A 10,985-nucleotide genomic window follows, 5' to 3' on the forward strand; every position below is an offset into this window, starting at 1 on the left:
GCATCATGGCCATCGCAAAGAACTTCCTGCTCTACGACGGAGACTGCCCTTTCTGCTCGAACTACGTGCGGATGCTGCAACTGCAAAAGGCCGTCGGTCCCATCGATCTGCTGAACATGCGCGACCACCCCGACCTGGCGGTGGCCTACAAGGCGCAAGGCTACGATCTGAACCAGGGCATGCTGCTGCACCTGGACGGGCAGGACTACTGGGGCGCGGACTGCATCAACCGCCTGGCGCTGATCAGTACCGGCAACGACCTGTTCAACAGCGTCAACGCGGCCGTGTTCCGCAACCCCTGCCTGTCGACGGCGCTCTACCCCTTCATGCGCACCGGCCGCAGCCTGGCGCTGACGCTATTGGGCAAGAAGAAGATGCAGATGTAGCCGCGCCGGCCGCTGAGCCAACGCAGGAACGGTATCTGATTAAAGACGGCGCCACGCTACGCGGCGCCGACGGCTCTCGCCAAAGGCGCTTCGGCCGTTTCCGTGTGCACGCCCGCATCGGAGCGGCGCCACCCCGAAGCCGGGTCGCGCTTGTCGTAGAGATAATCCCAATCCGTGCCGCACACCGCACAGGTGTACGCCTCGTGCTGCACGCCGCGTTGCTGCTGCCCCGTCGATCGCACCACGCCCAGGCTGATCAGGCTGTCATGACCAAGCGCGTCGCGCCGGTCCCTGACGATAGCCTCGCATTTTTCGCACGCCCCCATGCCTCTTCCCCTTTCAATATCCTTTCATCGGATATTACGAAGGGAAAAACGATTAAAGCTCAGCAATTCTCACCAGTTCGAGGCCGGCCGACGCTGGAATTCAGCCGACCCCGGCGCTGGCGTCAGACCAACGTCACCTTGCCCGTTGCCAGGCTGTACACGCCGCCCACCACTCCCAACTTTTTCTGCTGCACCATCTCTTGCAACAGCGGCTGCGCAGTCTTCAGGCGTTCAACCGCAAGGCGCACATTGGCCTGCACGGCAGCCGACATCAGATCCCTTGCGCCCGACTTGCTCGCCATCTCGACAGCGGGCTTGATCGCGTTCACCAGCGCGGGCAGATGGCCAGGGAATTCCGTCTTGTCCTGCCACGCCTTCACCGTCGCATCGACCGCGCCGCAGTTGTCATGGCCCAGTACCAGGATGAGCGGCGCCCGCAGGACCAGCGTGCCGTACTCCAGGCTGGCCAGACCGTCTTCGTTCACGAAGTTGCCGGCCACGCGCACAATGAAGAGGTCGCCCGGCCCTTGGTCGAAAGCCAGTTCCGGCGCCACCCGCGAGTCCGAACAGCCCAGGATGGCGGCGATGGGCTTCTGCTTCACGGCGCGAGCCGCGCGTCCCGCGGAATAGTCCCGCATGTTCGGCTTGTTGGCGGCGTAGCGGGCATTGCCGGCCATCAGGCGTTTCAGGGCCTCGTCGGGGCCGATATCGTTTGTCGGCACGGCGGCTTGGGCATCGCCCAGCCAGCCTGAAGCGCCAGCCGCGGCGATCGCTGCGGCGCCGAACAGCAGGCGGCGGCGGTTGAATTGCGGGGAATGGGCGAAAGAGGAACAGTCGCACATGAGGCTCTCCTGAAAGAAGAACATCTGGGAAACCAGCGCAGGACCATTGTGCTGCCGCGGCCACTACAAATGCTCAAACATTGCGCTGCCACAATCAAAAAAAGCGCCGTAGCCGCAGCTTGAGAAACACGGATGAGGGGCGTAATGTGGAAAAGCGGCATATGCCGCGTCACCTGCTTGATAGGTACGCACCATGACGCCCAACACTCCCCACCCCAATCCCTCCCACACCGCGCCAGACACGCATGCCGACAAGGAACGCGCCCGCGCGGATCAACAGCATGAGGAAGCCCGGCGCAAGGCCCTGGTCGGCTCGCAGCACAAGGAAAACGTCCGCAGCGTCGCCGCACCGCGCTACCACGGGCACCGCGGCGGATGAGGCTTGTGCCGGCTAGATTCCGTAACGTCTTGGAAAAACATCAAACTGAAATAAGCGCCTGAAAGTTGGACCATCTTGCGTTGGACTTTGGACGGGACCAAAAGGATGAGTCTTGGTCCGGATGCCCTGCCCTGAATGGTTTTCAACGACAAAGGATGCTTATCGTGATTCCGATCAGAAAGACAGCCGCCGCCTGTGCCCTGGGTTTGGGCATGATGGTGGCGGCAGCCGGCCAGACCGCCATGGCGCAAGGCCAGGCCGACGCTCCCGCGCCCCTGGCCACCGGCCTGACCGATTCCGGCAGCGCGGAAGGCCAGGTCATCGAAGCGGTGCGCAGCGGTGACATCCTGTCCATCAAGATCCGGTTCAAGCCCATCGTCGACGGCAAGACGGAAATGATCTACTCGCAGATCAGCAAGGACGACTACGCCAACAGCTTCTACGTCATCGCCGGCAACAAGAAGCACCTGCTGCTGAAAGACAGCAGCGACAAGCCGCTGACCAATCCCAAGCTGCTCATCCGCACGTCCAAGGACACCCCCATGGCCGGTTCCTGGCAGGGCAAGTTCCCTGCCCCGCCCAAGGAAATCAAGGAGGTTTCGCTGACCATCCCGGGCGTGGAGACCTTCGACGCCATCAAGATCACCGACCGCTGACCATGGCCGCCGCCACGCGCGCGCCGACTCTCCTGGCCGCGGCGCTGCTCGCCGCCGCCAGCGGCTCCTGGGCGCAGGAGCCTCCCTATAAGGCCGAGATCCTGGATCTGCAGGCCACCATCCTGGACCTGAAGGGATTGCCTGCCGATGCCAGCGGCGGCATATCGGACCTGAACGCGCAGATAGACGGACTGGCCGCGCGCCACGACGGCCTGTCGGTGCGGCAAGACAAGAACGCCGTGACCGTCGCCATGCTGGGCGATGTGCTATTCGATTTCGACAAGACCGCCATACGCCCCGCCGCCGAACCTACGCTGCGTGACATCGCCAGCCTGATCAAATCCAGTTCGGCCGGCACCGTCGGCATCGAAGGCCACACCGACTCCAAGGGATCGGCCTCCTACAACAAGGATCTGTCATTGCGCCGCGCACAGGCGGTGGCGCAATGGCTGGCAAGCCATGGCGTGGACAAGTCGCGGCTGACGGTCAAAGGACTGGGCGATACCCAGCCGATCCAGTCGAACCGGCTGGCCAACGGTTCGGACAATCCGCAAGGACGGGCGCAGAACCGGCGGGTGGAGTTCGTGCTGCCCAAGCGCTGAGCAAGCCCTGCGCGCGGCCGGCAACGGCGTCAGCCTGCCAGCACGCGCGAGGACTCCGCAACCGCCAGGGCCACGTCCATGCTGACCAGCACCGGCGCATTGCGCGGCAACTCGCGCACGCCAATGACCGAACGCGGATGCTCGCCCTGGCGGCCGAAGATCGCGACCAGCAGTTCCGATCCGGTATCGGCAATGGCGGATAGCCGCGTGCTGGCGCGCTCGCCCACCTGGAAGAAGTAGTTGACGCGCAATACCTGTTCCACCGCATCCAGGTTGCCCTGCGCGTGGTGGGCCACCCACGACAGCGCATGCAGCACGCACAGGCGCACGGCCTCGCGCGCCGCTGCTTCGCCGACCTGCTCACCCACCGCGCCTTGAACCAGCAACTGGTCCGCGCTGAGCTTCGGAATCTGCCCCGCGACGTACACCGTGCTGCCGTGGCGCAGCGCAGGCAGATAGGCATAGTGCGTCGGCGTAGGCTGGGGCAAGGCCAGGCCCAGGGCCTGCAAGCGCGCATCGGCTCCGGTCAGGATGCTCATCACAAACTGCCGGGCAGGAAGTTGACTTGTTTGGCCAGCGTCGCCCAGCGCTTGTTTTCGGCCGCGACGAAATCGGTAAAGGCCTGGGCCGAGCCGCCCTTGGTGCTTACCCCTTGCTCCTTCAGGCGCGAGGCCACTTCGGGCGACTGCAAGGCCCGGTTGAAGTCCTCGTTGAGTTTCTTGACGACTGCCTCGGGTGTACCGGCCGGAGCGACGATGCCCTGCCACGAAGTGATGTCCATATCCACCAGGCCGACTTCCTTGTAGCTGGGAATGTCCGGCGCCGTATCTATCCGTTCAGACGAAGTGACCGCCAGGGCCCGCAGCTTGCCGGCCTGGACGTGCGGCAGCAAGGTGATCACCGGATCCAGGATCAGACTGATGTGTCCGCCAAGCAGATCGTTGATGGCGGGTGCGCTGCCCTTGTAGGGGATGTGCGCCATGCGGATGCCCGCCCGCTGCTTGAACAGTTCGCCGGCCAGAAAGGTCGAGCTGGACGCCGAACCGAAGGTCAGCGTGTCCGGCTTGTCCTTGGCATAGGCGATGAACTCCTTCATCGTCTTGGCGGGCACGGCGTTGCCGGTGGCGATGATGTAGGGTTGGTCGGCCAACAGGATCACGGGCGCGAAGTCCCGCGTGGCGGAGTACGGCAGGCTGCTGTACTGCAGTTCATTGATCGACATGATCGGCAGGTTGGCCAACAGCAGCGTGTAGCCGTCCGCCGGCGCGCGGGCCACGAACTCGGCCCCGATGATGCCGCTGGCGCCGGGCTTGTTCACCACCAGCACGGGCTGCTTGACGTCCTGGCCCAGCTTTTGCGCGACAGTGCGCACGACCAGATCGGCCACGCCGCCCGGCGGGAACGGCACGACGATCTGTATGCTTTTGTTGGGAAAGTCCTGCGCGCTGGCGTTGCAGACGGCGCCCAGCGCCAGCGTGGCGCACGCAAGGATGCGAATGGCGTTCTTCATGTATGTGCTCCGAGGTTGCGACCGTTCAGGGATTGCGGGTAGTAGTGGCTTGCGGGCCGAAGCTTGCATCGAAAAAGCGCATCCAGTTGCCGCCCATCAATAGCGCCACCTCGTCCGCTGAAAACCCCGTGCCGCGCAAGCCCTGTTCGATGTTCTTGAAATCCCGGCTGTCCTGGAACCAGCAGGGCTGCGGCGGAAACCCCGGCTGCGCGGCCGAGCCTTCGCCGTAGTCGATGTTCTTGGTATAGCGGCCCGTGCGCATCCACTGGACCACCGAGTCCGGCTGGTCCTGGCACAGGTCCGAACCCAGGCCCAGGTGCTCCACCCCCACCAGATCCGCGGTGCGCGCCACCATGGCGCAGAAGTCGTCCAAGGTACAGGCCGATTTGTTCTTGAGGTGATGCGGATACAGCGAAAAGCCGAACATGCCGCCCGCGCCAGCCAGCGCCTTGAGCACCGTGTCCGACTTGTTGCGCAGCGCCTGCGCCCAGGAATGCGGATTGGCGTGACTGATGGTGATGGGCCGCTCGGACAGTTCTATCGCCTCCAGCGTGGAACGTTCGCCCGAATGGCTCATGTCGATGACCAGCCCGACCCGGTTCATTTCCTTGATCACTTCGCGCCCCATGCGGGTGACGCCGCTGTCGACCGCTTCATAGCAGCCCGCAGCCAGCAAGGACTGGTTGTTGTAGGTCAGTTGCATGAAGCGCACGCCCAGCGTGTGCACCACCTCGACCAGGCCGATGTCGTCTTCGATGGGCGACGGGTTCTGCAGCCCGAAAATGATCGCGGTACGGCCGGCCTCGCGGGCGCGCCTGACGTCGTCGCCACTGCGCGCCTGCACGATCAGGTCGGGATAGCGCTCGAACCACCGGTTCCAGCGTTCGATGTTGTGGATCATCTCCCGCAGGTTCTCGTGATACGCGATGGTGACGTGGACCGCGTCCACGCCGCCTTCACGCAGCTGGCGGAATATCTTCTCGGACCAGTTGCTGTACTGCAGTCCGTCGACGCGTAAGGCGCTTGCGCTCATTGCTTGCTTCCTTGAATGGCAGTGAGCGGTACTGTAGATTTCCGGCCAGAATTCAGTCAAACTAAAATAACTTCGTTCTATTTAATATTTTCTTAAATATGAAACTCGAGCATCTGCGCATGTTCATGGCCGTGGTCGATGCCGGCGAACTGGCGCAGGCCGGTGACCGGGTCGGCCGTACGCCGGCGGCGCTTTCCATGACCTTGAAGCAGCTGGAGTCAGAGCTGGGCGGCCCGCTGTTCGAAGGCGAGCGCAAGATCCGCTTGTCTCCGCTGGGGCTTTATGTCCGCGGGCAGGCGCAGCGGGCCATTGCAGAATTCGACTCGGCCGTGGCCCACATGGTCCGCTATGCCAGCGGCGCCCTGGGAACAGCCAAGGTGGCAGCCGTGCCCTCGGCGGCCATCCGGCTGTTGCCGCAGGTCATCGGTTCGATGCGCAAGCAGTATCCACAGGTACGTGTGGACTTGCGCGACATAGACTCGGCCGCGGTGGGCAAGGCGGTGGCCGATGGCGAGGTCGATTTCGGCATTGCCACGCTGCCGGCTCCCCTGCCCGGCATCGTGACCGAACCCTTGTTCGAAGACCGTTTCGTGCTGGTGTGTCCGGCCGGGCACCGCCTGACGAAGCTGCGGCGCGAGGCGCGCTGGCGCGATATCGACGCCGCGGAGTTCATTGCAAACGGCCTGTGCGCCCGGTTCGACTCCCCGGAAGTGGCCGCGTTGGTGGAAGCCTCGCTGCTGACGGTGCGCAATACCACTTCCTTGCTGACCTTTGTCGAACAGGGCTTTGGCGTCACCATCCTGCCCGCCTTGGCGGTGACGGCAAGCGCAAAATTGGCGATCGTGCCCCTGGCCGACCAAAGCGCCGTCCGCAGCCTGGAAGTATTGACCCGCGGCGGCGAGACGCTCAGCCCGGCCGCTCAGGCTCTTCTGGGACTCACGCGCAGCATGGCTGCCGAGTTGGCACTGGCCTGGTCATGATTTTTTCGGGACATCGATGAAATTCGACATCTACGGCAGGTTTCAGCTCGACATCCAACGCGAGGGCGCGGTGTGGACGGCGTACCGTTCGGACGCCGGCAAACGCGTACGGGCTGCGGACATTGCCATTCCTGCCGATGTGCCCGCAGACGGGCTGGCCGAATATCTGGATGACATCTATCACGAGTTGTCCGGTCCTGGCGACCGGATTGAGCGTATCGGGTAGCGCAAACGCCCTATTCTTCTTCACCGTAGCCGAAAGGCCAACGGCGCTTGTTCGGCTCGGGCGCGGGTTGCTGACTGTGCATGACGGGCTCCTGAGGTTCGATGGACGAATACTACCGGCATCCGCCAAATCGAACTGCAAAGGTTCGCAAAGATCGCGGCAATCATGCCGCAAGAGCCCCATCCGTGTTTCTAACACAAGGTGGACGCAACCCGCATCGGGGCTAGAACGTATGCCATTTCCCGGACCGGCGCGTAGGATTGAAGCCGTACGGGAGAGCGCCATGCCAGATTCCAGCTGGATTTGCGGCAGCGAGCCGCCGGGTCGCCAGGGATTCTTCGAGACGGAATTCAATACTGGCCAGACCGAAGTCACGATGTACTCCGTATTGGGCTGGATGCCGCCAGCGCATCGCGGCTACGTGGTCCGGTGGCGCTCGCTGGAACCGGCGGTGGAACAGGCAGAGATCGAACGCTATCTGTACTACCGGCGCGAAGGGCGAGGGCATTCTTGAGAATTTTTTGCTCCCAAGGGCCGAAAAACTGTCCACTACATTCAAAGGTAGCATTGCTCCCAATGAACGCAGGAGACGTGCGAGCCATCTCGAGAGCAAGGATTGACCCCTTTCAAGCCCTGAAATTCTCATAGAAAGCGGGGATCGTCATGAACGAAAACTCGACCCCATTGATCTCAAACTTTCGCGACGAACCATCTTCCATTCCCCAAAATACCCAAATTATTATCAACGCCACCAACACTATCCGAGACTGTTCGATGCGCGCGATAGTGCGGAAAATCTTGGCGCCGCGATATTGATCTCCTCCCGCGCGTCTCGCCGGAGGACATCGTAAATTCGCACCCGCCACACGCCGCATACAATGCGGACTCAATGGGGAACATGAGCTTTGGTACTTGGACGGCGAACTTCGCCATAAACGTAACAATTTGATAATCTTGTTTCCACCCTTCTTCGTCTTTTCGCGTGGTCGACATAATCAGCATGGGTACACAACTTCACACCCACTATGACAATCTGAAGGTTGCTCGAAATGCTCCAGACTCCGTAATTCGCGCAGCGTACAAAGCCCTATCACAGCAATACCACCCTGATAAAAATGGTGGCGATGAAGGCGCTGCGCGAGTTATGCGCCTAATTAACCAGGCATATGCAGAACTCTCGGACCCGACAAGACGACAGGCCCACGACGCTTGGATAGCTCAGCAAGAAGCCCAGCAGGAAGCTCAGCGCCCTAAGCCCGCACAGCAACAGGCCACGAGGCCTGACCAGCCAAGACCGAATGCGGCCAAAGCCAGCGCTAGCATGAACGCTCAAGCGGCGCGAACTGGGGGAGCAAGCCCTTCAAACTCGCCCTTCCCGACCTCCGGTACATGGAACGGCTGGGCAGTCGGATGTGGGGTACTCGTTCTGATCCTATTCTTGATCCTGATTAATTCGGGATCCCGTAAATCGTCTACATCTCTTCCCTCCAAACCCACTGTCGCGCCCACTCGTTCCTCGATTAGCGAGCCTGCTCAGTCAAAGTATTTACCCGTTGATTCTGGTATTGGCACACCGGTTTTGGGTTCCAGTCCATCACCCCAGCCACCACTGCCTCTCGCAAGAGGCCGCGTCATATCACAGGAACTGAACGTCCGGGCTGGCCCCAACTCAAAGCACGAGATTGTTGCGAGGCTTCGCTTTCTAGACACGATCACAATCGAAGGTGAGCCGACAAATGGCTGGCTCCCGATCTCACACCAGGCTGGCTTTGGCTATGTGAACGGCACGTTCATTCAGATCGGGAATGACAGCACGACGCTCCAAACCATTTGCAACGACGCCCAATCCTCCCCTCTCTCTGGCGCCGTCCTGAGATCTCCCGCCTCACTAGGAGAACATGAACTTCGTATCACAGCCCCCTCAGGAGTCGATGCCGTTGTCAAGCTGAAAGACCAAGCTGGTCGGACCATTCTGGCCGGATTTGTTCGAGGTGGAGATACGCAAACGTTCCGCGGAATTCCCTCTGGCGCCTACTCTGCCTGGTTCGCCACAGGTCGGCAATTCAGCCAGCGCTGTGGGAGGTTCCTCAACGATATGGCCGTTACCTTCGACCCTACAGCGAAATCCTATGAGAAGACATACGCCGGGAACGTCATATATTCGACTGTCATGGAGTATTCCTTGCAACGGCAAGTAAACGGGAATTTTCGACCATCTACTGGCGATCCGGCGGCATTCCTCGCCGACTGAAATTCCGCGAACTTCACTCCTCCCCTCTATTCCAGCTGGACTCGCGGCAGCGAGCCACCGAGTCGCCAGGAATTCTCGAGGGTGGCGCTCGCTGGAACCGGCGGTGGAACAGGCGGAGATCGAACGCTATCTTTATCACCGGCGCGAGGGACGAGGGCATTCTTGAAGAGGGGAAGAATTGCCATGCTCCCCCGTGAAAAAAGAACGCGCACCGCGTCCGCATGCGGACGCAACCCGCCGTGGCGGGTCCCGTCTTGAAGACTAACGGCTCAGCACAAACAACGCCGGAAGTGCCGTGTATTCGACACGAATCGAGTCGCCCGGAGACAGTTCATACATGCCATTCGTGGCGGGTAAAGGTAGCGCCGCCCCGTTACGCACGATAGCTACCGCGGTGATGATCCCGGGAACAATTGCCACGCTCTGGTCATTGCCAGCCGTATTCGTGTAGAAAAAGGGCGAAGCGCCCACCGTCAATTGCCGCAGCGTCGGTGGCGCGTTGTGCTGAAGCCCCGTCCCCACGTTGGTCAAGTCGCGGAATCGCGTTTTCGTGCCTGTGTCAGCCGGAAACGCGCTTCCTCCTGCCCTGTTGTACTTGAAGCCAGACAAAAGCGTCCGGCTCGCCGCCGCCAACACCTCTACCGCTTGATGCAGGCCAGCAACCACTTGATTGTCGCTGCCCGCAGCAATCGATATCTTTTTCAGCGTATCGCAACTGATGAACTCATTATTGGAACCTTCGCAGAGGATGTCGAGGTTCCCGTTCTCTTCGAAATCAATGGAAAATAACTTGTTCTGGATGGCATTGAGCGTCAGTTGGGCGCCAATGTTTGGGCAGGCTTCCATGGTTCCGCCGATGAAGGTGTTTCCCATGGCTCCGTCGAGCAGTACGCCGACGGGGGCTCCCTCCAGAACAGGATTCAGGAATGTGCAGTAGCTCGTCTGGCCCCCTGGCTCATGTTGCGTTATGTATAGGCAATGGGTGGGAGGGTTGTACCAGCCGCCGTCGTTACCAGACGCCCGGAGTTTGAACAGGGTGCAGACGCAGCCTGAGATATAGATTGCCGAATATCCGTTGCCGGCGCCGCGCGAGACGATTTGAATTTCAGAGACGTGGACAGACTTGATCAAGACGCCAATAGCGCTGTTTGCATTTGGGAAAACCCGGAAATCCCCCTCAATCGACATTCCACGAACCCCGCCCGCGATGTAGGAACCATCGCAAAGGAACGACGTATCCGTGCCGGTGTTGATCAGCCACACCTCTCCCTCGGCAATCATGCGCAGGCCCGGAATCGCCCAGTTGGGACCCTGCGAGTAAACATACCTACCCGCAGGCCAGGTCACTTGCACCACGTTCCCGGATGCGGTTTTGGCCGCTACCCAGGCTCGCAGCTTGCTCAATGCCGCTGCATTGTCACGCGCGCCGTCGCCGATCACGCCAAAGTCGCATACGCTGATCGAGATGTTGGGCACCAACTTCCAGCGGTCGCCGTTGTTGCCCACAATCACCGTACCGCCGTTATCCACGCTGGCCGTGTCTGTCTGGTCGTACTGGTAGAACGATTCCGGCTTGTCACGGCGCGAATAGTATCCAACGGCGACGACATACGGATTCACAGAACCAAGCTGCTCGCGCAGTTCCGCAACTGTCTGGACCACCAGGCCCGCGCCAGCGGCCAGGGCCGATCCCTGATCTGAATTCGTATTGCCGGGGGTAAGACTGTTCATTAGTGCACCTCTCCACGCTACGTTGTTGATGGAACTCCCTTGGAGTCCTGCGAATGTAGACCG

14 protein-coding genes are annotated in these 10,985 nt (G+C 61.2%); 8 read left to right on the forward strand and 6 right to left on the reverse strand.

What is annotated here, in order from left to right:
- The first annotated feature begins 5 nt into the window (after window positions 1-5).
- A complete protein-coding gene (locus HV793_RS16915) occupies window positions 6-386 on the forward strand; it encodes a DCC1-like thiol-disulfide oxidoreductase family protein (RefSeq protein ID WP_013394373.1) in 381 nt (126 codons plus the stop codon).
- Window positions 387-442: 56 nt separating this feature from the next.
- Here the strand turns inward: HV793_RS16915 and HV793_RS16920 are convergent, their stop codons facing one another.
- Window positions 443-712 carry a hypothetical protein gene (locus HV793_RS16920; RefSeq protein ID WP_125473658.1) on the reverse strand — a complete coding sequence of 90 codons (270 nt, stop codon included), beginning with the start codon at window positions 710-712 and terminating at the stop codon, window positions 443-445.
- 122 nt (window positions 713-834) lie between these two features.
- Entirely contained in the window at window positions 835-1,554 is a 720-nt protein-coding gene (locus tag HV793_RS16925) for a carbonic anhydrase (protein WP_175213609.1), read from the reverse strand.
- A gap of 193 nt (window positions 1,555-1,747) precedes the next feature.
- On the opposite strand from HV793_RS16925, the gene HV793_RS16930 reads away from it, so the two are divergent.
- The 3 genes from HV793_RS16930 (at window position 1,748) to HV793_RS16940 (ending at window position 3,191) form a co-directional block, all read left to right on the forward strand.
- Window positions 1,748-1,933 carry a hypothetical protein gene (locus HV793_RS16930; protein ID WP_054456325.1) on the forward strand — a complete coding sequence of 62 codons (186 nt, stop codon included), beginning with the start codon at window positions 1,748-1,750 and terminating at the stop codon, window positions 1,931-1,933.
- Between the two features lie 155 nt (window positions 1,934-2,088).
- Entirely contained in the window at window positions 2,089-2,589 is a 501-nt protein-coding gene (locus HV793_RS16935; protein WP_225588745.1) for a hypothetical protein, read from the forward strand.
- Between the two features lie 2 nt (window positions 2,590-2,591).
- Entirely contained in the window at window positions 2,592-3,191 is a 600-nt protein-coding gene (locus tag HV793_RS16940) for an OmpA family protein (protein WP_119451338.1), read from the forward strand.
- A 29-nt stretch (window positions 3,192-3,220) separates the two neighbouring features.
- Here HV793_RS16940 and HV793_RS16945 read toward each other — a convergent pair whose 3' ends face one another.
- Genes HV793_RS16945 through HV793_RS16955 form a run of 3 tightly spaced genes read right to left on the reverse strand, consistent with a single transcriptional unit; the run spans window position 3,221 to window position 5,734 of the window.
- Entirely contained in the window at window positions 3,221-3,730 is a 510-nt protein-coding gene (locus tag HV793_RS16945) for a RidA family protein (protein WP_175213610.1), read from the reverse strand.
- Window positions 3,730-4,701, reverse strand: a complete 972-nt coding sequence (locus HV793_RS16950) for a Bug family tripartite tricarboxylate transporter substrate binding protein (protein ID WP_054456322.1) — start codon at window positions 4,699-4,701, stop codon at window positions 3,730-3,732. Before HV793_RS16950 ends, HV793_RS16945 begins: the two co-directional genes overlap by 1 nt.
- 25 nt (window positions 4,702-4,726) lie before the next feature.
- The gene (locus HV793_RS16955; RefSeq protein ID WP_175213611.1) at window positions 4,727-5,734 is read right to left on the reverse strand and encodes a membrane dipeptidase; all 1,008 of its coding nucleotides are present in this window, start codon (window positions 5,732-5,734) and stop codon (window positions 4,727-4,729) included.
- Window positions 5,735-5,832: 98 nt separating this feature from the next.
- Between HV793_RS16955 and HV793_RS16960 the strand changes: the two genes are divergently transcribed.
- The 4 genes from HV793_RS16960 (at window position 5,833) to HV793_RS31240 (ending at window position 9,191) form a co-directional block, all read left to right on the forward strand.
- Complete coding sequence (locus HV793_RS16960; protein ID WP_175213612.1) at window positions 5,833-6,714, forward strand: LysR family transcriptional regulator; 882 nt, start codon at window positions 5,833-5,835, stop codon at window positions 6,712-6,714.
- A gap of 16 nt (window positions 6,715-6,730) precedes the next feature.
- A complete protein-coding gene (locus HV793_RS16965; protein ID WP_119451334.1) occupies window positions 6,731-6,940 on the forward strand; it encodes a DUF7661 family protein in 210 nt (69 codons plus the stop codon).
- A gap of 283 nt (window positions 6,941-7,223) precedes the next feature.
- On the forward strand, window positions 7,224-7,454 hold the full coding sequence (locus HV793_RS16970; RefSeq protein WP_054456318.1) for a hypothetical protein: 231 nt from the start codon (window positions 7,224-7,226) through the stop codon (window positions 7,452-7,454).
- Between the two features lie 486 nt (window positions 7,455-7,940).
- Window positions 7,941-9,191: a DnaJ domain-containing protein gene (locus HV793_RS31240; protein ID WP_175213613.1), complete on the forward strand. Its 1,251-nt coding sequence runs from the start codon at window positions 7,941-7,943 to the stop codon at window positions 9,189-9,191.
- 261 nt (window positions 9,192-9,452) lie between these two features.
- Here HV793_RS31240 and HV793_RS16980 read toward each other — a convergent pair whose 3' ends face one another.
- Entirely contained in the window at window positions 9,453-10,922 is a 1,470-nt protein-coding gene (locus tag HV793_RS16980) for a putative phage tail protein (RefSeq protein WP_175213614.1), read from the reverse strand.
- Window positions 10,923-10,985: the final 63 nt, after the last annotated feature.

It is taken from the genome of Achromobacter aegrifaciens (assembly GCF_902859965.1).
Taxonomy (GTDB): domain Bacteria; phylum Pseudomonadota; class Gammaproteobacteria; order Burkholderiales; family Burkholderiaceae_B; genus Achromobacter; species Achromobacter aegrifaciens.